Genomic DNA, 21,744 nt, shown 5'->3' on the forward strand with positions numbered 1-21,744 from the left:
ACATACTCACAAGTTACAATTCAGTCTATGCGAACTGTGAACTGAATCAAGTATAGATGGAATCGTTAACTGACGCCAAACCACTATTGCTTCATTTTCAGTGAGATAGATATCCATATACAAACCGATCATGGTAAAATACTCCACAATCAGGTGAACCACAGTCCTAAAGGGCAACTCATTGAAGATTCCGGTCATTTTCAACCCTACAGCAGTTGCAAACAATCGATTTAATCAATAACCACACAGCTAAGAGAGCAGTTGCCTGATCACATTGACTACATTGTCACTCACAAAATGTGTCGGCAAGGGGCGCTTAAAATGGAATCATAATTGTGAAAAACTGTGGTGTTAATGTGTACACACTTCACAATTTCCAGCAATTAAAATTTCCAGTGTAGTTTAGAGCCAATAGGCAAGAGTGAATGCCAAGGCTTCAGCTCAAACAGTAATATGAAACAATCCAAGGAAATCGTTGATGTCTAACAATCCAGTCTCTGGCGCCAGTTACCTGCTAAGAGGCGTTGGCCTTTTGTCTAAACCGGGCATCAGGCCGTTTGTACTGATTCCACTGTTGATAAACGTCTTGGTGTTTAGTCTGCTGATCTGGCTTGGTATCGATCAATTCGAGCAATTGATGAATCGTTTTCTTCCTGATGATGAAAGTTGGCTGGCCTGGCTTCGCTGGTTGCTTTGGCCGCTCTTCGCCATCGCCATTGTACTGATGGTTTTTTACACCTTTACTGTTATTGCCAATCTGATTGCGGCACCATTCAACGGCCTGCTTGCGGAGAAAGTCGAACTCTATTTGGGCGGAGAGCTACCCAATCAGACCAGTGGCGCAAAGCAGTTGATGAGGGAGGTTTTACCCTCCATTCTGTCTGAATTGCGCAAGCTGTCTTACTTTTTACTACGGGCCATACCGCTACTGATTCTGTTTCTTATCCCGGTAATCAATGTCGCTGCACCCTTCCTCTGGCTGCTCTTCAGCGCCTGGTTTCTTGCACTTGAATATGGGGACTATCCGATGGCCAATCATAATCTCTCATTCAAACAGCAACATAAGCGGTTGAAGCACGCTCGTATGAGTTCACTTGCATTTGGTGGCGGTCTGACATTGATGATGATGGTACCGCTATTGAATTTCGTCGCCATGCCAGCTGCGGTGGCTGGTGCGACACTATTCTGGCGGGAACAACTGCAGAAGATAGCAGATTGATATCTGTTACCCGGACTGGCCATTACCCTTACGCCAGAAATTGACGTATTCGGTCAACCCCTTCCTTCAGTTGATCCATACCGGTGGTATAAGCAAAGCGCAGGTGGGATTCAGGCTTGTTGAAACCGAAATCGAGGCCAGGGGTAACCGCCACACCAGCCTCTTCCAGGAGCTGTAGCGCAAATTTCTGGCTATCATCGGTGATATCTTTACAACCGGCATAGAGATAGAAAGCACCCTGAGGCGTCACAGGCAGGGTAAAACCCAGATCCCGCAAGGCTGGCAACAGATAATCACGGCGCGCCTGAAATGCCTGACGACGCTGTTCAAGGATATCCATAACCTGAGGGGTAAAGGCACTCAAAGCAGCAATTTGAGAGAGTGTCGGCGCTGAGAGAAACATATTTTGCGCCAGACGATCCAGAGGATCGATCAATGACTCCGGCGCGATTAACCAACCCAAGCGCCAACCGGTCATACAGAAGTACTTCGAAAAGCTGCTGATTACACAGAGATCATCACCAAAGCGCAGCGCTGTTCCCGCTGCAGATCCGTAAGTCAGCCCCAGGTAGATCTCATCAACCAGGAGTATGCCACCCAGTTCGCTCACTTTGTCATGCAGACGCTGCATCTCCGAATCTGAGAGAAGGGTGCCGGTTGGATTTGATGGAGAGGCGATCAGAACCGCTTTGGTATCTTCACGCCAAGCCTTTTCAACCAGATCTGCGGTGAGTTGATACTCGGTCTCAGCACCTACTGGTATACCGATCGGCAGCCCATCGACCATGGTTACAAAATGGCGATTGCAGGGATAACCAGGATCAGCCATGAGCACTGAATCACCAGGGTTGATCAGTACACTCATCAACAGCTGCAATGCCCCTGAAGATCCCGGGGTTATGACCACCCGGCCGGGATCAACTTCGACCTGATATTGTTGAAGATAGAAATGGGCAATCTCCTGGCGCAATTCCGGTAGGCCAGTAGCCGGAGTATAGTGGATCCTCCCCTCCACCAGGGCTGCCTGCCCTGCGGCAGACACCGGCCCAGGGGTATTGTAATCGGGCTCTCCAATCTCCATGTGAATAATCGAACGACCCTGGGCCTCCATTTTACGTGCCCTGGCCAACAGATCCATCACATAGAATGGCGCGATCTGCGCCATACGTGTTGCGATCTCTGTCATTTCAATGAACTGTGATGGAGTGCTTTCAACATCGCTACATCGGTATATTGAAAATCCAATGCAGCCCCTTCAAGCAGCTTAAATGGTTGATCGGGCTCTCCCAGGTGATCGATGACCAGACTGGCACCTGTAAAATCATCCTCTGCCGTGTAGCCATTGGTTGTCACCAGGATAGCCCGGATAGAGGCGCGACTGGCTGACTGGACGCCATTATGGGAATCCTCCAGGGCCAGGCAGGACTCAGGCGCCAGACTCATCTGCTGCATTGCCCAGGTATAGATATCAGGCGCCGGCTTCTTGGCAGGCACAATATCCCCGGCAGCGATCACTTCAAACCATGACTCAGCATCTGCATCGAGACTGTGCTGTAGCAGAGCACTGACATTGGCCGGTGTGGTAGTTGTGGCAATAGCCAGACGCAATCCCTGCTGTCTAGATTCATTCAGCAACCGTTTCACCCCCTGACGCATGGGAATCGCGCCCTCAGAGAGCATCCTGGTGTAGTGTTCTGTTTTGGAAGCATGCAGGCCAGCTATAAACCCGTCGAGATCGGAGGATGCTTTGAATTCAGTGTTGTAGTGCTGCAAATAGTAGCGGATACGCTCCTTACCGCCGGTTACGGCAAGTAGTGCACCATACAACTCGACAGACCACACCCAATCCAACCCGGCATCTATGAATGCCTGATTGAATGCGACTCTATGCCCATCCCTCTCTGTGTCAGCAAGGGTTCCATCCACATCAAATATCAGTGCCTCTAATTTCGACATTATCAAACCTACTGCAAATTCAAATGCTCCCAGTGTCTCATATAAACGGCAAATTTCAGAGTAGGTAAAGATGGCCAGCCGAACTTCAGGGAATAATATTCTCAACACAACCTTTATTTTTTCGAAATATTAGCCAACCTTAGTAGGTAGGGGTTAGAGTTTAAAATAATACATCACAAAGCTTCCGAGAAGATGTAGCGTTGGCGTTTTAACCTATTACCAGATGAACCATCCGGATAAAGCTGATGTTGTTTCGTTCTTTCCTTTCTGGTATAGATATGCGCCTTCACATGAGAGGTACCATGAATGGCCCAGAAGAAAGCCACAGCTAAAGGGGCTGGATCCTTCGGCATCGAGCCTTATGAACCCGTTGAGGGTGAAGAGTATATGTGCGAGGCGCACGAAAACCATTTCCGCGCCATACTCGCTGCTTGGAAAGCCAATTTAATGCAAGAGGTCGACCGAACGGTTCACCATATGCAGGATGAGGCTGCCAATTTTCCAGATCCCAACGACCGTGCTACTCAAGAGTCTGAGTTCAGCCTGGAGCTGCGCACACGTGACCGTGAGCGGAAATTGATCAAGAAAATCGATGAAGCCCTTGAGCAGATAGATAACAAAGAGTATGGATTTTGCGAGTCCTGCGGAATCGAGATTGGCATACGCCGTCTGGAGGCACGACCAACGGCTACCCTATGCATCGATTGTAAGACACTCGACGAGATTCGTGAAAAGCAGATGGGTTGATCCTGTCTCTTTTCGTTGCGCAAAAAACCGGCATAAGCCGGTTTTTTGCTTTCTGGATCCCAGGAAATAGATCACATTAGAGTTGAACATGGATTTTTCACAAATTCATGTAGCGTCAGTGATTTCACCCAATGGGGATTATGACTGTGAATAGTACTTTTTTGCAGAGATAAGAGGAATGACAACTCCCGCTTACCGAGGTCGATTTGCCCCTTCGCCCACAGGAAGCCTCCACTTTGGCTCTCTGGTTGCTGCAGTCGGCAGCTTTCTGGATGCACGACACCAGAACGGTGATTGGCTGGTAAGAATCGAGGATCTCGACCGTACCCGGGAAGTTCCCGGGGCCGCTTCCGCTATCTTGAGCAGCTTGGAGGATTTCGGCTTCTATTGGGATGATGAGGTTATCTATCAAAGTCATCGCACAGACAACTATGCTGAGATCGTCGACAGGTTATTGTCGTTAGGACTCGCTTACCCCTGCAGCTGTTCCCGAAAATCAATTCAGGCAGAGGCAGAGATCGGCGCAGAAGGCCCCATCTATCCCGGCACGTGCCGCTCAGGCGCTGTCGACAGGGAGAGACAAAACAGCATCCGCGTACTGACCCAAGAGATGGAGATAACCATTCATGACAGGGTGCAAGGATCCTATACACAGAACCTTGCGCAAGAGATCGGGGATTTCGTGATCCGACGGGCTGACGGTTTTCACGCCTACCAGCTCGCAGTGGTGGTCGATGACGCGATGCAAAAGATCACTCATGTGGTGCGTGGCGCAGACCTGCTCAGCTCAACCCCCAGACAGCACTACCTGCAGCGATTGCTCGGCTTCAACATACCAGACTACATGCACCTTCCCCTGGTGCTTGATCGCTCTGGCCGTAAACTCAGCAAGCAGGATCAAGATACGCCTGTTGATCCTAAACGTCCCATGGATTCGCTTCTGTTGGCACTTGAATTTCTGCAGCAGCCTATCCCGCCGGAACGACCAACAACTGTGGATGAACTCTGGCAATGGTCGATTGCCAGGTGGCGTTGCGACACCATTTCAGCAAAGGCAGGTTGATTGACCAGGTTATGAAATCGTTTACTTTCAGCCGCAGTGATCTTGATCCAGCTGACTAAATACCAGACACTTCCCGGAGGTACTTGAACAGCTTCCTGTAGGCTTGAGGGGGAGCGCCCCGTTCCTGTTCACGCTTTACCGCATGGATCAGATGACGAAGATGTTGTCGGTCAGCGTTTTGGTACTCTGCCAGAAATTCACCAAACACCTCACTATCACCCTCGATTAGCCGATCCCGCCAGCGTTCCAGATTGTGGAAACGGGCAACCGATGAGTGGTGTTTTTGATCCAGTTCGTCAATAACCTGCTGAATTGACGTCAGATCTTCATGCTGCAGCAGTTTACCCAGGCGTCGGTAGTGTCTGCGCATGGCGTTATGAGATTTTATCCGTTTCGCCTCTTCCAGTGCAGAGAGCATATCCTCACTCAAGGTCATTCTTGCCAGATAGGAAGTGGATAGGCCAGTCAGACGCTCACCCAACTTCTGCAGCGCCTGCATTTCCCGCTTTATTTCGCTCTTGCTGGGCCCCTCATCCCAATCCTCTTCTATGTTGTCGTCTCGAGTTTTGATTCTATCTTCTCCACAATCAGTTGCGCGGTCCTTTGACCACGAAATTCATTCACATCCAACTTATACGCCAGAAAAACCTGGGCTGTTTTTTCCGGCAGAGGTGGTTGATTGAATGCGATGGCATCGATTAACCACTCATCTGAATCATCTCCCAGCACCATTTTCAGGTGGGAATCACCAACCACTCTCTGTTGCTTCAAGGCAAACTGCCCCTCAAAGAGCGGCTCGGGGAACCCCTGTCCCCAGGGGCCAGCCTCGCGAAGCGTTTCGGCCAGGCTCAGGTTCAACTCCTGTTGCTTAAGTTCACCATCGGTCAGTACTACCCCATCAAGCAAGTCAGGATCCAGCTGTTCAGCAAGGGTAGCTTCAAAGGCCTCTTTAAATTCACTGAATAACGCTCCATCCAGGCTAAGCCCTGCTGCCATAGCGTGTCCACCGAAACGCTTGATCATACCGGGATGAAGCGTGTCGATGCGTTCAAGCAGATCTCGCATATGCAGACCCGATATGGAACGCCCGGAGCCTTTCAGTATACCTTCACCACCCTCTGCAAAAGCAATGACTGGACGATGATACTGCTCCTTTATTCGTGAAGCGAGAATACCGATGACACCCTGATGCCAACTCTTATCGTAGAGACAGAGTCCATTCGATAAAACACCATCGATCAAGGGCAATTCGCTGTTGAGGATTTTGTCGGCCTGCTGTTTCATCTCATGCTCAATAGCCCGCCTGGCGTGATTGAGCTGATCCAGCTCACGAGCTAAAGGCAGAGCCTCATCATAGGAAACACTCAACAGGCATTCGATACCCAACCCCATATCGTCCAGCCGACCTGCGGCATTCAGCCTTGGACCGACGGCAAAGCCTATGTCAGACGCCACCACGTTTTGATAAGACCGTTTCGCTACTGCCAGCATTGCCAGGATACCCGGCCTGCATCTGCCGGCCCTGATTCGCCTTAAACCCTGCCACACCAGGATACGGTTGTTTTGATCGAGGGGCACCAGGTCACTGACTGTACCCAGGGCTACAAGATCAAGCCAGTCAGCAGGTTGGGGGATGGGTAAATCGCGCTGTTGGAACCACTCTATCGATTTCAGATGGTTAAAGAGTGCCGTCATGACATAAAAGATCACACCGACCCCAGCCAGGTTCCCACTGGGGAAGGAATCATCAGCTTGATTGGGATTGACGATAACCGCAGCGGCAGGCAGGTCCTGGCCAGGAAGATGGTGATCGGTGATCAGCACAGGTATACCCAGTGCACTCGCCCGTTCGACACCGGCATGACTGGAGATGCCATTATCAACAGTCACGATCAAATCGGGTGAACTTTGAGCTGCCAGATCAACGATTTCCGGAGTCAATCCGTAGCCGAATTCAAACCTGTTTGGCACCAGGTAAGATACGGCTCTACAACCAAAGGCACGTAAAGCGAGTACCGACAACGCTGTGCTAGTCGCCCCATCGGCATCATAATCACCGATGATCATTATCGACCGACCTGACTCTATAGACTCAAACAGCAGCTGAGCAGCTGCTTCCACCCCCTTCAACTGACTCACTGGCAGAAGCTGCGACAATGTCAGTTCAAGCTCTTCCTGCCGGGAAATACCCCTGGCACCATATATCCGCTGCAACACAGGATGAACTTCCGCTGAAAACTGATGATTTAAATTGGGATTGCCGCGCGGTCTGATTTTCACAAAGGCTTCAAACTAGGTTCAATGTAGTATAAAAAAATCCAAGGGTAGCTGTCCGCATATAGCTATGACAAATAGACCCCAGCGTATATCTTGAAGAGAGGATTCAGATCAAAAAAATCTGTAAAATCCCACGGAAACTTATGCTTGCCACCCCCCTCTAAAGGGGTGACTAAAAAAACCTCCCCCAGCGAGACATGGTCGTGTTTGCGCGGGGAGATGGAAATCTATTTTCGTGGTGCCATTCGGTGCTGTGGAAGCAAATTAAGATCATACCAGGACTATGCCAGAGTTTAGAAATACCGACACCCTGTTTCTGAGGAGCTTGTTACTACTCTTCCTAAGCCTCTTCACCTCTCACTTGCTTGCGGATGTTGAGGCGATTCTCTCCCAGCAGACTACGGGCCTGGATCAGCCGGTTCAGCTGACACTGCAGATCAAAGGAGATCAGGAGTTAAATCCTGACCTCTCTCTGCTGGAGAAGGATTTTGAGATTCTAAGCCGATCCAGTCAGCAGAGTATTTCGGTAATCAACGGTCAAATGTCTGCGAAACGATCTCTCAGACTCTCTCTGCTGCCCAAACGTGCCGGAACACTATCAATACCCGCGATCCCTATCGGCAATGAAACCACTCTGCCCCTGACCCTGCAGGTAACTGAACAACCTCAGGAGACCTCCCACAACAGGGAGAAGCTGGCGCGCATTGAATTGAGCCTCAACAAGGAGTCTGCCTACCTCGAAGAGGAGATACTTCTCACCCTGAAACTCTACCAGGCACCAGGGGTTAGAGGAGAGAGTCTGGAACCTCCCGAAGCATCCTTTGACGATACACAGATGAACCTGATCCATGAGGATCGCTATGCCAGTCAGAAAGATGGTATCGAGTATCGGGTTTTAGAGCGGGTCTATGCACTGTTTGCCCGTCAATCAGGAAAACTGACCCTGAGTGGAGCGAAATTCCGCGGCCAATCTGGCGGAAACATCGACCCATTCCTCTCACTTTTCAGCAACTCATTCCCATCACAAAAACAGAGCGGACAATTCATCCGTAGCGAATCAAACAGTCTCTCTCTTGAGATCCTACCGATTCCCGACTCTTTTGCCGGTGATCGCTGGCTGCCTGCCAAAAACCTGCAAATAGTCGAACGTGGCATCGATGAAAACGAATTGGTGATCGCCGGCAAACCAATTACCCGACATGTGATGATTGTTGCCGATGGTATGTTGTCGAACCAATTACCGACGCTGGAGCAGACCGTGCCTGCAGGTCTCAAGCTCTATCCGGAAAGCCCCCATCTGAATGACAAAGCAAGCCGCTCAGGAATCAGCAGCACCATGCAGCAAAGACTTACCCTGATAGCGACTGATGCGGGGAGTTACACACTTCCCGCCATGGAGATCCCCTGGTGGAACACTGAAACCAGAGAGCAGGAGGTCGCCCGGCTTCCCGCCAGGGAGATCAGTTTCATGCCCAACCCATCGGTTGCTGCCAACACACAAAACCATAACTTAGTGACTGAGAGTACGGCCGAAGAGAATCCCCCTCCGCAGACACCGGCTGATCCTGCGAAAGTAGAGCCTGAGTTTCCCTGGCTAGTGACACTGCTTGGGCTGGCCTGGTTGCTAACTATGCTTGCCTGGTGGATAAGCAGTCGAAGTAAAAAAGCTGTCGAGACCAGAGTCAAAGCCGAACCTGTAAAGACAGATCGACGCCAGGATGAACTGAAAGAGGTAGTAATACGATTGACCAGTGCATATCAAGAGCAGGATACCGTCAGCGCTCGTAGCGCCTGGTTGGCCTGGGCCCAACTCACCTGGCCTGACAATCCACCCAACAATCTGACCCGACTCGCGAAACGCTGTAATCTGCAAATCGCCTCGGCGGTAGACGCCCTTGAGCGTGCCCTATACAGCCCAACCCTGGAATCAGGCTGGTCGGACTACCCGGTGGCACAACTCATCGAGGAGAGCAGCTCAGAAAGCCCCAGGCGCTCAACCAATGAGGAGAGCATGCTGGTTCCCCTCAACCCATAACCTTAAAAATCAGTTGACCGCTGATATCGGCAGTATTGAGGTGTTACTCCTCCTCCCAGCCACCATAATCAAAGGTAATCTCATCATCGGGTTCAATATCACTTAAGGCAAAAAGATCAAAACCATCAAATTCGGCATTACCCTCATCCTGATGGTTCAGGTAGCGAAGTAGATTCCTGCCACTGCGTCCGATCGGCTTTTTCTCATCTTCGAAGACCCAAAGTACATAGGTACCATCCCGCTTCGCGGTCGGCCCTTCGTAGGTTCCAATGTAATCTCCCTTGGGGATCGAGACCTTGGCAAACAGCCCGGTACCATGTATATCAGAGGGAGCCTTGTAGACAATATTACCTAGTCTTATTTTCTTGTTCGCCATGCTTTAAACCACTTGATTTGATGTCTGAAGGATACTCAATCGGACAGCTGTCTCCATAGACAGCCATAATGGCACGCAATTCTTTGAGAACCTTCTGCCTGGACAGGTCGTCCAATGCCTCCAATTCAGGTAAGATCACCCCTTGTTCCAACAATTGAATGTCTTCACGGACTGATCTGCAACCCTTCTGGCACAGTATCTCGACATATTGATCTATCTGTTTATTTCCCATGAATCACAACCTGCACAGGATATTTCAACCTGGATTTAACCAATTCGTCATACCGTACCGGGAACCATACTGCTATTCAAATTTCTAACGGAATTCAATAGGATTTAACCCTACACAACGTGACAACATACTGAAGGACAGATTATGCCCTTAATAAATAGACTAATAATACTACTACTGCTTGTGACCGCACACTCTGCTTTTGCCGCAGATTGGGGCGAGGGATGGGATCCTGTCGACCCGCCTGTGGCTACATCCACCCCCGAAGGTAAGGTGGAAGTCCTTGAATTCTTTTGGTATGGCTGCCCCCACTGCTACCACATGGAACCCGATTTGGATGAGTGGCTCAAGAACAAACCTGAAAATGTCGAGTTTCTTCGTGTTCCCGCACCACTCAACAGTCGCTGGACCCCCCACGCACAATTCTACTATACCGCTGAAATTCTCGGTTTGATTGACAAGCTGCATACACCACTATTCTCCGCCATTCACGATAAGAAGCGGAAAATCTTCGACAAAAATGCACTTATCGACTTCGCTGTTGAGCAGGGCGTGGATAAAGAGAAGTTTACTGAAGCCTGGAATTCGTTCGGCGTCTACGTCAAGGTACAGAATGCCAAGAAGCTTGGTCAACGTTATCAGCTCGATGGCGTGCCAGCCGTGGCTATCAACGGCAAGTATCTTACCAGCGGAAGCCGGGCTGGCACCTACAGCAAAATGTTTGAGATCGTCAGCCAGTTGGTCGCTGAAGAGAACGGCAAGAAAACACCTTGACCCTCGGCTCTGCAAATTACTACTTTGCAGGTCAGGGTTTGAACGTAAGCTGGATTATCACTACTCCCTGCTTAAAGGGAGTGTTGGATAAACAGGTTTTGCACCCTGAATAGACATCATGCATTGGATCTACACAAAGCGAGTATCGCGGGCGGGGCATGGCCCCACCCTTGCTCTCAAAGAGATTCAATAACCTGAAGCAGCATCCAGCGGTAGGGTGGGGCCATGCCCCACCAGGTAAGGTGAAAAACAGAATAAAGCTGGCTCTCCAGTCATTCAAGTTCTATCCCATCCACCCACTTAAGCGAGCCTCTATCGCTATTTGGTGGGGCATGGCCCCACCCTACCTTGATCATAAAGTTTGTCTATTTCATCCTCTTGAAGCAGAGGAAGCCCTTGGGATAGTAGTGAAAACAATTGACATATCACTCCACGGTAAAACAAAACCGTAGGGTGGGGCCATGCCCCACCATTGCCCTCAAAGAGATCCAATAACCTGAAGTGTCATCTAGCGGTAGGGTGGGGCCATGCCCCACCAAAAGGTATTCGATTCCCACCAATAGCAGGGCATCAGTGTTGATCTTGATTCAATCGTCAGCGGCCGCTAAATAACACTCTCATCCTTGAACCTAAAAAATCAGGAACCTGCTATTAGAATGGAGCGGCCCACTAGAAGTGATAGGAGACCCCGAAGTTAACAACCGGCCAGTACCTGAAATCATCCAGATCATCACTGTTGATCCGGTTCTCTTCTACGGCAATTTCTGATTCCAGTTGCGCCTTTAACACCGGATTGGAGTCTGCCAATGCACTATCCGCTTCGATCGACACAGTCGGGTTATCGGTAAACAATATACCGAAATCAACACTGAAACTGAATTTCGAACCGGGTTTCACCGCATTACCCCAGCCTATACCTACGTAGGGTGCAAAATTACGACTGTAATCCACCTCAGCTTTCAGAGTACCCACCTGGTCAGGTGAAAAGGTGGTGTTACCAATTTCCACCGCCTCGGTAGGCGTCGCTGTGGCTGTGATATCAGGCTGCAGTGAAAAGAGCCCACCGCTCACTCTGAAACCGTTCTCCATCGGGTGCCAATCCAGCAGTGCGCCAATGGAAAACATGTCCAGATCAATGTCGTATTCAATGTCGTCCAGCTTCTCTTCCGTATCGTAAGGCATGGTCGCCATGACGGTACGGAAATTCAGGCTTTCGTTTCTCACCGGCACAGTCAATGCCAGACCGACCCCGGTTGTTCCCATGAACAGACCTGCGGCTACGCTTTGATTCTCACGACTTTGAAGCAGATGTATATCTTCTGATGGTCCACCAAACTCCATGCGTGCACCAAGTTGCCAGGTATCCAGATTAATATCGTCCCTGGCCAGCATTGTGCTGTAGCGGAAAAATCCGGTCACCCCATTCTTGAATACGCCGGTAACAGATATACCGGTATTAACATAGCTGTCGTCAGGATCTTCATTGGTGAGTGTGAAAGTTCCGGCTTCCGGCACCAAGGCGAACTCAGCTTCGATTTCCGGCGCTTCGTTTTTGAAGTCTTTTACCAGCTCTAGCTCGAATTGTGGAACCAGAACACCAAAGCTGAAGCTAATCGCATTACTGGCACGAACACCAAGACGCCCGCTCAACACATCAGTTGAGGTCTTATAGATATTCATATCCAGGCCGGCATCGTTTCTTTCCCGATAGGCATCCACAGTGCTTGAACGATATTCAAGGTTTGTATAAGTATCGAGTGTCCAAGCCTGATGAACGTAGCTGTATCCCGTGCCGATCACCGCGCTCAGGTGATCAGCATCGGTATCCCCCTTCGCTTTGGTGGTAACCGCACCGATATCGATGGATCGGCTGGTATCAATGGAGGACTCTCCATACCCCAGTAACCAGTCCACATACCAGTTACGGGCGGGATAGTAGTTGCCGTAGAGCGATAGATTCCAGCCATCAACATCAAGCCCGGTATCACCACCGTCCTCTCTGGTCTCAGAGGTGGTGTAACCCAAAGCACTACCCATAACCAGATCCTTGTTAAAGCGGTAGTCCAGCCCCGCCAGCAACTCCTGGTTGTCAATATCGAATCTGTTCTCTCTGTTACGAGACTCCCCCTCGCCAATGTTAAGGGTACCGGTAATAAAACCTCCCAGTCTTGCCGGTCCCTCAGAATCACCGGCGTTGCCGCCTCTCTGAACGTCAGTTAGCAATTGCCCCAAGTTGAGGTGTTTATCATTCAGGATAGCCCTCAGCCCGACTAAACTGACACCAGGCACACCCGAGCGAATCTCCTGAAGACGGGCGCCAACATTTTTGATCTGATTTGCAGCCACCCCCTTCATTGAGCTGGCTTGGGCACCAACCTGTCGCAGCAGCACCATTTCCAATGCACTATCAAGCTCTGAACCACTGAGTGATGACAAAGCGGTACAAGTTGCCGCCAGGGCTTCATCTGTCTGAGATACAATGCCCGCCGAGTTGGCATCACAGGCCACCTGCATAACACTGGCCAGGCTGCTCTGGGCCTCGTCGATTCCAGCGTTGGCTATTGGATCGAGTGAAGCATCCAGTTGAATCGAGACGGTCGCAGCTGTGCTGACTGCGCCGCTATCACCCACCAGGCGATAGTCGAAACTGACTGAAGTAGTCCCATCGATATCTGCTGGTGGTGTGTAGAGATAGAGGCCGGTGATATCTGTTGTAGAGAGTGCCCCTTGATTTGGTTGAGTAAGGATTTCAACACTATAGCCGCTGCTTGGATGGATATCGTTCTCTGAGGGGAATAGATTGATTGCACTACCACCGGTTATATAGTGATCATTTACCGCCTCCAGAGTGGAAGTAGTTGAAACAATATTCAGCACTACCGGTGTTTCACTGCTGATGCCTCTAATATCCTGCACCCGATACGTGAAGGTAACACTGCCGGAATATCCGTTAGTGGGAAAAACATTGATTGAAAAAGCATCGTCCGGATCAATCTGCACCGAACCAGCATTCGGATCGGAGAGATTACTGATCGATACGATACTGATGGCGTTGATCGCTTCCTGTGAAGCGATTTCCAGACGATCATTGACCGTTACCACAATAGTCTCAGAACTGTCACTGGAATCAATGGTGTAGATGTCAGGCACACCTGTTGCGGCTTTTGCACCAGGCATGATAAATGTTGCCCCTGTAAACAGGGCAGCAGTCAATACAGAAAAACGTAGCTTTTTCTCAAAGGGATAGAGAGATTGTTCTTTCATGAGGAAACCGCCTTAAGGTAATTTTGGACTACCGCATGCATGTCGTAATAGTGCTCAGGAAATTCAGATCAAGGAGCACATGATCAATTCATGAAATGAGTCAAGAGACTCCTCAAGCCATCAAAGTAGTAATTATTATTTATATTGATTGGCTTTTTAGAGGCAGTTTTACAGCATAGCGCTGATTGTGACAATCACTATACTGAATCTGAATGGATGCAAGTTGGGGTTAGCAAAACTTCAGTAGCAGACATTCAGGTACCGCAAAAGGTTCGATAGCCCAGATCCTCATCTGCTGAAGATTTCTGGTAGGAGCGGGTCTTTTCAGTCAGCTGATAGGGTGAAAGCAAGACATCAAGAAAGTCTTCAGCAGCGCTGGCGTCACCTTGCTGGGTACAGGATTGAATAACCTGCTCCATATGTCGATTTCTGGGGATGACAACCGGGTTGGCCCCCTTCATAACCACTTCAGGATCGATATCTACGGGCTGTTGCTGCAGGCGTGCACGCCAATCGTCATACCAGTCAGTCAGTTCACCCTGTAGCGCCCGTTCCACTACCGGGGAAGTGAAAGAAAGGGTCAATCTATGAAAGCTGTCGGTGTAATCGAGACGCCCACTTTTCAGCTTATCCAAGAGGCTGGATATCAGTAGTTGATCTGAGGAACTGGTCTGACTGATGCCAATTTTTCTGGCCATCATCTGATGATAACGATCCTTGAATAGCGCTGAAAAGGTCTCCAGGCAAGCACCAGCCTTATCGATTGCATTTTTTTCATCATTATCGATCAACGGCAATAGTGATTCAGCAAATCGCGCCATATTCCACTGTGCTATCGAGGGTTGATTAGCAAAAGCATATCGTCCCTGTCTGTCAATCGAGCTGAAAACCGTATTCGGGTCATAAGTGCCCATCATGGCGCAAGGACCATAATCGATGGTTTCACCGGATATTGCTGTGTTATCAGTATTCATAACACCATGAATAAATCCCACCCGCATCCATTCAACCACAAGATCTATCTGGCGCTTCATGACCTTCTCGAGGAGTAATAGGAATCGCTCCTCGCCATGCTCCTGTAGTTCAGGATAGTGACGAAGGATTGCGTAATCACACAGCTGCTCGAGGGCCTGGAGGTTTTGTCTGGCTGCAAAATATTCGAAGCTGCCAACACGCAGGTGACTCGCTGCAATACGGGTAAGCACTGCACCTTGTTGAGCTGTTTCACGAAAAACAATTTCACCGGTAGTGGTCACAGCTAAACTACGGGTTGTAGGAATTCCCAGTGCATGTATGGCTTCACCCATAACGAACTCTCGGATAGCAGGCCCTAACGCATAACGACCATCACCGCTTCTTGAAAATGGCGTTGGACCAGAACCTTTGAGCTGAACATCTCGCCGCTCACCTGACTGATCAACTATCTCTCCTAGCAGATGCGCTCTGCCATCTCCCAGCTGAGGAACAAAGTTTCCGAATTGGTGGCCTGCATAGGCAAGTGCCACTGGTTCTGAACCTGGTAGAAGCGTGTTACCGGATAGTGCATCAATCAGCTCTTCAGAGGGTAGTTCCCCGGTTTCACCCAGCTGCAACTCTTCAGCCAGCCGACTGTTCCATAGAAAAAGTTTAGGATCTTTTACCGGCTCTGGCGGAACACTTTTAAAAAAAGCAGTGCCAAGCGTTGTATAGCTGTTAGAGAATTCCATAGTATAAATTTAACATAGGGTTAGCGCTCAACATCCATACAGGATAAATGGGATAGCGATGCAATAGCTGCCTATGATGTGCCCTTTTCGCCTTATCCGAACCTTCATGCCATTTCACACAATCGATCCATGATTAATCGAAAGCGTCTTACCCGGACTGCATCAGCAACCAGCTCTTTTTTTCAACAAGAAAGGCTCCATAGCGATCTGCAAAATCATCAACAACCGAGGCTTGAACTGAGGGTCGGTTGAGCAGTCTTGCAGCCCATTGTGATACGGAAGCAGGCATCTGCACCTCCCCTTCCTGGTGAAATTCCTTGTGGTAGTGGAGGCGCATAAAAAGCGGTGCAATTGCTGCATCAACCAGACTAAAAACACCCTCTTCACCAAACAATCCAGACTCTAGTGGTTCAGCCAAACGCTCTATATCCCTCTCGAGTGAAGCCTTTTTCTCAATGAAAGTCTCACGGTCAGTCGCCATTGCCATGCCATACATGCCCATCAACAGAGTCGAGCCATACTCAATCCATGACTTGTGCTGCGCCCGTTTCAGAATATCGGCAGGGTGAAACCTTGGAGGAAAACGTTCATCAAGAAAGTCCAGGATCACAGATGACTCGAACAATACAGCGTCATCTACCAGCAGTAACGGGACTTTTCCAGTGGGTGAAAGTCGTAAAAACCACTCAGGTGGCTGATCCAGATCGATATATTCCAACTCAAACACGACCTGCTTCTCGCGTAGAAGGATAACCGACCGCTGAACAAACGGGCACAACGCAAAGCTTACCAGTTTTATTTTTAAACTCATTTACCTGAATCCTGTAGTGTTATTAACCCGGCAACTGAATAGGTCGTCTTCAGGGCTTCAAGCGTGCCCTTGATCAAGGCACGGAAGCAGCCCACTATGGCTGAAAGATGTTGATCCATAAGCTTTTCAGAGACTCCTTGGACCATCACACCATACTATTGGCCCGGCGACCAAATCGATGACTTTCTGCAGCAGAAGAGGTCTCTGACTGACTCGCTCCAGACTCCATTCTGGGTAAGGGTAAACACTGAGGTGTATCTATGAGTATTATCAGCAGCTAAAGCTAAAGAGATCAACACAAGGGACAGAATAAAGATCACTGTTTAATTTCGGGAATTTAAGGATCTGTTGCAATCCTTAAATACAGGGCTTATATTTGTAAAAGATCGAACCCTATTACACAATTAATTATATAGATATCAATTAGTTACACCAAATCACCAAGGAAGCAGTCACAATATGGAATGTGTTTTACGCAAAAAATACAAGGTTATTTACAAACGTTCACAAAATCTGTATTTTTTGACAAGATGAATTAATGGATTTCTGGCTCATGGATGACCAAGGTATACGCAGATACCATCCCGCAGGCACACTCCCACGGAGATCTCAACACGTTAAACCAGTGCATATCACTGCTGTGTACGCGTATTGGATAGATTCCGATGTCCAACTGGATTGAGGGCTCGCATAACCTTGCGATTGCGCCAAATCAGTGAATCAATTGGAAAATGTGGCTAGTCTAATCTTATATATAGAGTAACAGTTAATTCGGCGGCGCAATAAATATGGCTACACCCAATCCAATCGGCTTAAGAATACCAGAGCAGTCATCCCCGTCTGGAGAGCCTTTTTACCTGAGTGACAAAAAAGTCACAGCCTGGGCCAAAGAGTTGCCTATGGCCAATGTTGGTGAAACTTCACGCCAGATATTTCAAACATTGCGCGCCTTCAACCGAACATCCCTTCCAGCAAAACAGAGACTGCTGAGCATTGAAGGTTTCCGTGAACCACTGGATTATGTGGCCACTAATCTCAATAAACACTATCTGGGCACGCGTTTTCCTCTTAGCGAAAAATCACACAAAATCGCTAATCTGAACAGAGAACTCCACAGTGGAATGGCGACCGCCTACAAGGCAGTTATTGTCGACCTCCTGACCAATCAGCAAGGAGGAATTGACCGAGCACTTCTCGCTCAGGCCATACACCGCTGTATTACCTATTTAGCTAAAGTCATACTGCTCTCGGTAATTGTCTATGACCCTTACCCCAAACGTACCTGGCATGAGTTGCATGTCTTACACCGACTGGCCAAGCGGTATGATATAGGTTCAAATTCAGTCAGTGACCCGATGGAATCATCGAATAATCAGACCACAATTGACCAGAATTACACACGCTGTCTGCTTTTCTCTCTCGCCTCTCCCTATAAGATGAGACAGAAGGAGAATCTAAAGATCTTCGATACTCTGGTGAACTGGAGCCGCTATACCACGCTCTACGGTTTTGATGAGGCACCTGAAGAGAGCTCGATCACCATTCGGCAGGATACTGATCTGGCACCCAGCCATGAGGGCAGAGCCCATGACGCAGAAACGAAATACCTGCTAATTCTGGAGGCCTCTCAACTTCTGCTGCTGATGCGAGAGCATTTCACCGAATCAGAAGATGCCAAGCAATCCCTCCAGGGTATCAGCGACCTGGACAAAGTGGTTGTACGGCAGCTCATCATGCTCTGGTCAAAAGCCCAGAAACGCGCCTTTGTACGCACAAAACTCAATTTTGAGCTTCGTATTGCTGTTGGCCTGCGTTCTGTCCATGAATTGATCAACCTGGGCGATACAAGCTCCTCTCTAAGTGAGGAAGAAGAGGAGAATGAAGCTACCTGGATTGATGCACAATTTGCCCATGGTAATGAGATGCATGTTGAGTCGAGGTTTTCCCTGCAACCTATGGATATCGCCTCATACAACCCACGCCGAGGCAATTTTGAGGAGTTTGGGCCCAACACCACAGATATTGGCGAAATAAATAGTGAACCAAAGGTTGAGATCTGGCAAGACGACAAAGATCAGCAAGTGAATAGCGCCACGTGTCTGTTCACCACGATTAATGAGAGTGCTGGCGGCTACTGCCTGGATTGGCGTGGACGTGACATTCCCAAGATTCAGGTCGGCGAGTTGATTGGGGTTCAATCGGCCATGTCAGCAGCCCAGTTCGGCGTTGGTATGGTGCGCTGGATGCGCAGCGGTGAATCGAACTCAATGCTGGTCGGCATACAGATGATTGCGCCAAATGCGATGGCGGTATCAGCAAAAATCACAGATCAAAAATCGACTCAGATGGAAAAGTGTCTGCTATTGCCCGAGGTTGGTACTTCTGGTCAACCCACCAGTTTAATTTCCCCCTCTTACCCATTTAGCGTAGGCAAGACACTATTGATAAATGATGGTGAAAATACCCAGGAAATCAAACTCACCCGACTACTGGAGTCGAGTGGTTCCATTTCTCAATTTCAATTTGTTCATCTGGATGAGAATGCCTCTGCTATCAACAAAGACGATCAGGACGATTTAGATGATGATTCAGATTTTGAGAGTCTCTGGTCCACATTGATCTGATCATACTAACGCGACTCAGAAGAGTCTAAAAGCTGCTGTCGAAGAGGCTATTAGAATCCGGCCAACTTATACCAGCGTTTAGCCTCTTCAGGGTCTTTTTCCACTCCCCTCCCCTCTTCATATAACATTGCCAGTGTAGTTTGAGAACCGGCCAAACCCTGTTCGGCAGCCTTCTTGAACCATTCAACCGCCTTTGTCAGGTTTTGTTCTACACACTCACCTTCCAGGTACATAAATCCAAGCCCATGTTGTGCCATACCATGGCCAGCCTCAGCGGCTGACTTCATATATTTGTATGCCATAAGCTCGTTTTTTGAGATTCCCAGACCACCTTGAGACATAATGGCCATTCGATACTGGGCTTCGACACTTCCATCTTCAGCCAAGGGGGAGAGCAGAGTGGCGGCGCGTGAAAAATTCTTACCTTCAAAAGCCGCTATTGCACTACTTAACTCAAAATTCATTTCACCGCTTGAATCTGTCATATCACTCTCTCAGTTTATTACTCTACTGGGGCCTGTTAAACCTAAAAAAAACACTAAATGGTCGTCAGCCAGGTAAATAGTTTAAAACCTTTCCTGGCATAGTTACAGAAACTGTTTTAAAGCCGCCATGGCGTGATGCCAGGCAGATACTCTCCACAGAGTCACACTATTTTGTTACTACTTTCATTTCCGGGTCGAATCGCTACAGTATTGTCCACCCATGCGGCCAAATCATTACTCGCATCATAGATGCCAAATTCAAAAGCTGGCGTAGCTCTCCCTCTCTTTTGCAGTTGATAGACAACATCTGCAGCAGTTTTTTCGGGAAAATTAAAGCGGAGCTCCAAATCACTCATGCCAGGCTTGCGAAAATCAACATTGAGTGTGCGAGTCCAAACCGTAAAATCCGGAAAGCGATTGTGGCAGGCTAAAGCGGCTACCGGATCAGCAAGTGCCGCAATACTGCCTCCGAACATACTCCCCCCAGGGTTCATATTGTGCCGATTGAGTGGCAGCAGCAATCGTACCAGGCTCCAATCATCAGTTATCTCCAGCAGCTCAACACCCATACTTTTAAATGGAGGAAAGAGCTCTAATCTATTCGTCACACTTGTCTCTTGGGGGGCTTCAGACATACTCAGCCTCACGCTTTGACCTTATACCATCCCAAGTCATGGCAACTCCCTTCAGGTTCTTAGGGAATATCTTGGTTTTCCTTTGAATAGACTTCACAATAGACACTCTAAATTATGCAGACTCAACTAACTTCCGACATTCTAGCATCTGAAAGCGGCCGCGAAGCGGAAGCTATTCTGCGCAACTGTGTACACTGTGGATTTTGCACTGCGACCTGTCCAACCTATCAGTTACTCGGCAATGAGCTGGACGGACCTAGGGGCAGAATATATCAAGTTAAACAGTTACTTGAAGGTGCAGCGCCAACCGCGGCAGTACAACAGCATCTGGATCGGTGTTTGTTGTGTCGAGCCTGTGAAACAACCTGCCCTTCCGGTGTTGACTATGGCCGATTACTTGAAATCGGCCGTCAGCATCTGCATGATCACCAATCCCGCACGCTAACAGACAGGTCTCTACGCTGGCTATTACGCAAGACACTTCCGAATCGCAGCCTGTTCGCCTCTCTGCTAGGTCTGGGGAGGATCTTCAAGCCATTTTTACCCGCTGCCATTGGCCGAGCTATTCCACAAAAAGAGCAGCTCAGTGAAAACGACTGGCCCTCGCAAGAGCATCCCAGAAAGATGCTGATTCTGGATGGCTGTGTTCAACCCTCACTGGCACCTGGTATCAACCTAGCGACAGCGCAAGTTTTGGATCGTCTCGGCATTTCGCTGATTCGCACACCCCAGGCAGGTTGCTGCGGCGCTGTTGAACACCATCTTGACGACCACACGGCTTCACGCCAAGCTGCCAGACGAAACATCGACCTGTGGTTGCCACTGCTGCAACAGCAGGCTGAACTACTGATTATTACTGCCAGCGGTTGTGCGCAGATGGTCAAAACCTATGATCAACTGCTTGCTGACGACCCAGACTATGCCGCCAAGGCGAGAGAGCTTGTTAGTCGTTGCAAGGATATCGCTGAGGTTATTAATCAGGAGGACATTAAGCCATTGATTTGTGAAATGGAACGACATCCCCGGATTGCATTTCATTCATCATGCACACTACAACATGGCCAAAAATTGAGTGGTGTAGTTGAGTCGCTACTGAGCAACATCGGATACACCCTGACGGCAGTAGAAGAGCCTCATCTTTGCTGTGGCTCAGCAGGCACCTATTCAATCCTGCAGCCCCAACTCTCAGCTCAACTGGGAGCACGCAAAACTGAGGCCCTGCTGAAGGGGGAACCTGAGTTAATCGCCACCGCCAATATCGGTTGTCTCAGCCACATAGCCAAAATGACACCGACCGACATTCCGGTCGTGCATTGGATTGAATTGTTAACTCCTGATCGCATCAAAACCCTATCATCATCGAAAACCTAGTTTGGTGTAACGTATAAACTGACCAACTAAAGGCGATCTCAATTCGGCCGATAACCCCCCTGTGACGCGAAGATCTTAATTACTTCCATAAATGCGGAAGTTTTTACAATTTAAGCATTACCAACTGCTACTATTTCTGCTTATACTCGCGTACAACCATGTAGTATGA

General features: G+C 49.0%; 19 protein-coding genes. 7 read left to right on the forward strand and 12 right to left on the reverse strand.

The genetic code is table 11. The features are described from left to right. The first annotated feature begins 478 nt into the window (after nucleotides 1–478). Nucleotides 479–1,219 carry a sulfate transporter CysZ gene (cysZ, locus tag AC4IFB_RS04325; protein WP_490778321.1) on the forward strand — a complete coding sequence of 247 codons (741 nt, stop codon included), beginning with the start codon at nucleotides 479–481 and terminating at the stop codon, nucleotides 1,217–1,219. A 28-nt stretch (nucleotides 1,220–1,247) separates the two neighbouring features. Here cysZ and AC4IFB_RS04330 read toward each other — a convergent pair whose 3' ends face one another. Beyond that, nucleotides 1,248–2,405 carry a pyridoxal phosphate-dependent aminotransferase gene (locus AC4IFB_RS04330; protein WP_490778322.1) on the reverse strand — a complete coding sequence of 386 codons (1,158 nt, stop codon included), beginning with the start codon at nucleotides 2,403–2,405 and terminating at the stop codon, nucleotides 1,248–1,250. Next, entirely contained in the window at nucleotides 2,402–3,175 is a 774-nt protein-coding gene (locus AC4IFB_RS04335) for an HAD family hydrolase (protein ID WP_490779474.1), read from the reverse strand. Before AC4IFB_RS04335 ends, AC4IFB_RS04330 begins: the two co-directional genes overlap by 4 nt. 306 nt (nucleotides 3,176–3,481) lie before the next feature. Between AC4IFB_RS04335 and dksA the strand changes: the two genes are divergently transcribed. Then, complete coding sequence (gene dksA, locus AC4IFB_RS04340) at nucleotides 3,482–3,922, forward strand: RNA polymerase-binding protein DksA (RefSeq protein WP_490778324.1); 441 nt, start codon at nucleotides 3,482–3,484, stop codon at nucleotides 3,920–3,922. A 178-nt stretch (nucleotides 3,923–4,100) separates the two neighbouring features. Then, nucleotides 4,101–4,985, forward strand: coding sequence for a tRNA glutamyl-Q(34) synthetase GluQRS (gluQRS, locus tag AC4IFB_RS04345; protein WP_490779475.1), 885 nt, complete (start codon nucleotides 4,101–4,103; stop codon nucleotides 4,983–4,985). 55 nt (nucleotides 4,986–5,040) lie between these two features. Here the strand turns inward: gluQRS and yjgA are convergent, their stop codons facing one another. Next, a complete protein-coding gene (gene yjgA, locus AC4IFB_RS04350; protein WP_490778375.1) occupies nucleotides 5,041–5,601 on the reverse strand; it encodes a ribosome biogenesis factor YjgA in 561 nt (186 codons plus the stop codon). Next, complete coding sequence (gene recJ, locus AC4IFB_RS04355) at nucleotides 5,532–7,265, reverse strand: single-stranded-DNA-specific exonuclease RecJ (RefSeq protein WP_490778326.1); 1,734 nt, start codon at nucleotides 7,263–7,265, stop codon at nucleotides 5,532–5,534. The genes yjgA and recJ overlap by 70 nt, the downstream gene beginning before the upstream one ends. A gap of 280 nt (nucleotides 7,266–7,545) precedes the next feature. Here recJ and AC4IFB_RS04360 point away from each other — a divergent pair, with 280 nt between their 5' ends. Beyond that, nucleotides 7,546–9,297 (forward strand): BatD family protein, encoded by a 1,752-nt coding sequence (locus tag AC4IFB_RS04360; RefSeq protein ID WP_490779476.1) that lies wholly within the window; start codon nucleotides 7,546–7,548, stop codon nucleotides 9,295–9,297. 43 nt (nucleotides 9,298–9,340) lie between these two features. Here the strand turns inward: AC4IFB_RS04360 and AC4IFB_RS04365 are convergent, their stop codons facing one another. Together AC4IFB_RS04365 and AC4IFB_RS04370 are read right to left on the reverse strand one after the other, a co-directional pair. After that, nucleotides 9,341–9,673, reverse strand: coding sequence for an SET domain-containing protein (locus tag AC4IFB_RS04365; protein ID WP_490778328.1), 333 nt, complete (start codon nucleotides 9,671–9,673; stop codon nucleotides 9,341–9,343). Beyond that, nucleotides 9,645–9,905: a hypothetical protein gene (locus AC4IFB_RS04370; RefSeq protein ID WP_490779477.1), complete on the reverse strand. Its 261-nt coding sequence runs from the start codon at nucleotides 9,903–9,905 to the stop codon at nucleotides 9,645–9,647. Before AC4IFB_RS04370 ends, AC4IFB_RS04365 begins: the two co-directional genes overlap by 29 nt. 144 nt (nucleotides 9,906–10,049) lie before the next feature. Here AC4IFB_RS04370 and AC4IFB_RS04375 point away from each other — a divergent pair, with 144 nt between their 5' ends. Further along, complete coding sequence (locus AC4IFB_RS04375) at nucleotides 10,050–10,679, forward strand: thiol:disulfide interchange protein DsbA/DsbL (protein WP_490778330.1); 630 nt, start codon at nucleotides 10,050–10,052, stop codon at nucleotides 10,677–10,679. A gap of 669 nt (nucleotides 10,680–11,348) precedes the next feature. On the opposite strand, the gene AC4IFB_RS04380 is transcribed toward AC4IFB_RS04375, so the two are convergent. The 4 genes from AC4IFB_RS04380 to AC4IFB_RS04395 all read right to left on the reverse strand — a co-directional run bounded on the left by AC4IFB_RS04380 (nucleotide 11,349) and on the right by AC4IFB_RS04395 (nucleotide 16,579). Further along, on the reverse strand, nucleotides 11,349–13,943 hold the full coding sequence (locus tag AC4IFB_RS04380; RefSeq protein ID WP_490779478.1) for an autotransporter domain-containing protein: 2,595 nt from the start codon (nucleotides 13,941–13,943) through the stop codon (nucleotides 11,349–11,351). Between the two features lie 254 nt (nucleotides 13,944–14,197). Continuing rightward, a complete protein-coding gene (locus AC4IFB_RS04385) occupies nucleotides 14,198–15,649 on the reverse strand; it encodes a protein adenylyltransferase SelO (protein ID WP_490779479.1) in 1,452 nt (483 codons plus the stop codon). 148 nt (nucleotides 15,650–15,797) lie between these two features. Further along, nucleotides 15,798–16,460: a glutathione S-transferase family protein gene (locus AC4IFB_RS04390; RefSeq protein WP_490778333.1), complete on the reverse strand. Its 663-nt coding sequence runs from the start codon at nucleotides 16,458–16,460 to the stop codon at nucleotides 15,798–15,800. After that, the gene (locus AC4IFB_RS04395) at nucleotides 16,457–16,579 is read right to left on the reverse strand and encodes a hypothetical protein (protein ID WP_490779480.1); all 123 of its coding nucleotides are present in this window, start codon (nucleotides 16,577–16,579) and stop codon (nucleotides 16,457–16,459) included. Before AC4IFB_RS04395 ends, AC4IFB_RS04390 begins: the two co-directional genes overlap by 4 nt. 669 nt (nucleotides 16,580–17,248) lie before the next feature. Here AC4IFB_RS04395 and AC4IFB_RS04400 point away from each other — a divergent pair. Then, nucleotides 17,249–19,084, forward strand: coding sequence for a cyclic-di-GMP receptor FimW-related protein (locus AC4IFB_RS04400; protein WP_490779481.1), 1,836 nt, complete (start codon nucleotides 17,249–17,251; stop codon nucleotides 19,082–19,084). Between the two features lie 50 nt (nucleotides 19,085–19,134). Here AC4IFB_RS04400 and AC4IFB_RS04405 read toward each other — a convergent pair whose 3' ends face one another. After that, a complete protein-coding gene (locus AC4IFB_RS04405; RefSeq protein WP_490778336.1) occupies nucleotides 19,135–19,569 on the reverse strand; it encodes a tetratricopeptide repeat protein in 435 nt (144 codons plus the stop codon). A 161-nt stretch (nucleotides 19,570–19,730) separates the two neighbouring features. Further along, complete coding sequence (locus tag AC4IFB_RS04410; protein ID WP_490779482.1) at nucleotides 19,731–20,177, reverse strand: PaaI family thioesterase; 447 nt, start codon at nucleotides 20,175–20,177, stop codon at nucleotides 19,731–19,733. 141 nt (nucleotides 20,178–20,318) lie between these two features. Between AC4IFB_RS04410 and glcF the strand changes: the two genes are divergently transcribed. After that, nucleotides 20,319–21,575: a glycolate oxidase subunit GlcF gene (glcF, locus tag AC4IFB_RS04415; RefSeq protein ID WP_490779483.1), complete on the forward strand. Its 1,257-nt coding sequence runs from the start codon at nucleotides 20,319–20,321 to the stop codon at nucleotides 21,573–21,575. The last annotated feature ends 169 nt before the right edge of the window (nucleotides 21,576–21,744 follow it).

The sequence above is a fragment of the Candidatus Thiodiazotropha sp. AKIB8 genome, from assembly GCF_058244675.1.

Excerpts from the sequence above, each read along its gene's own strand:
- AC4IFB_RS04370 (WP_490779477.1), bottom strand. The coding sequence starts at position 9,905 with ATGGGAAATAAACAGATAGATCAATATGTCGAGATACTGTGCCAGAAG.
- dksA (WP_490778324.1), top strand. The coding sequence starts at position 3,482 with ATGGCCCAGAAGAAAGCCACAGCTAAAGGGGCTGGATCCTTCGGCATC.
- AC4IFB_RS04400 (WP_490779481.1), top strand. The coding sequence starts at position 17,249 with ATGGCTACACCCAATCCAATCGGCTTAAGAATACCAGAGCAGTCATCC.
- AC4IFB_RS04395 (WP_490779480.1), bottom strand. The coding sequence starts at position 16,579 with ATGGATCAACATCTTTCAGCCATAGTGGGCTGCTTCCGTGCCTTGATC.
- glcF (WP_490779483.1), top strand. The coding sequence starts at position 20,319 with ATGCAGACTCAACTAACTTCCGACATTCTAGCATCTGAAAGCGGCCGC.
- AC4IFB_RS04360 (WP_490779476.1), top strand. The coding sequence starts at position 7,546 with ATGCCAGAGTTTAGAAATACCGACACCCTGTTTCTGAGGAGCTTGTTA.
- AC4IFB_RS04365 (WP_490778328.1), bottom strand. The coding sequence starts at position 9,673 with ATGGCGAACAAGAAAATAAGACTAGGTAATATTGTCTACAAGGCTCCC.
- gluQRS (WP_490779475.1), top strand. The coding sequence starts at position 4,101 with ATGACAACTCCCGCTTACCGAGGTCGATTTGCCCCTTCGCCCACAGGA.
- AC4IFB_RS04330 (WP_490778322.1), bottom strand. The coding sequence starts at position 2,405 with ATGACAGAGATCGCAACACGTATGGCGCAGATCGCGCCATTCTATGTG.
- AC4IFB_RS04380 (WP_490779478.1), bottom strand. The coding sequence starts at position 13,943 with ATGAAAGAACAATCTCTCTATCCCTTTGAGAAAAAGCTACGTTTTTCT.
- AC4IFB_RS04385 (WP_490779479.1), bottom strand. The coding sequence starts at position 15,649 with ATGGAATTCTCTAACAGCTATACAACGCTTGGCACTGCTTTTTTTAAA.
- AC4IFB_RS04390 (WP_490778333.1), bottom strand. The coding sequence starts at position 16,460 with ATGAGTTTAAAAATAAAACTGGTAAGCTTTGCGTTGTGCCCGTTTGTT.
- AC4IFB_RS04375 (WP_490778330.1), top strand. The coding sequence starts at position 10,050 with ATGCCCTTAATAAATAGACTAATAATACTACTACTGCTTGTGACCGCA.
- AC4IFB_RS04335 (WP_490779474.1), bottom strand. The coding sequence starts at position 3,175 with ATGTCGAAATTAGAGGCACTGATATTTGATGTGGATGGAACCCTTGCT.
- cysZ (WP_490778321.1), top strand. The coding sequence starts at position 479 with ATGTCTAACAATCCAGTCTCTGGCGCCAGTTACCTGCTAAGAGGCGTT.
- AC4IFB_RS04405 (WP_490778336.1), bottom strand. The coding sequence starts at position 19,569 with ATGACAGATTCAAGCGGTGAAATGAATTTTGAGTTAAGTAGTGCAATA.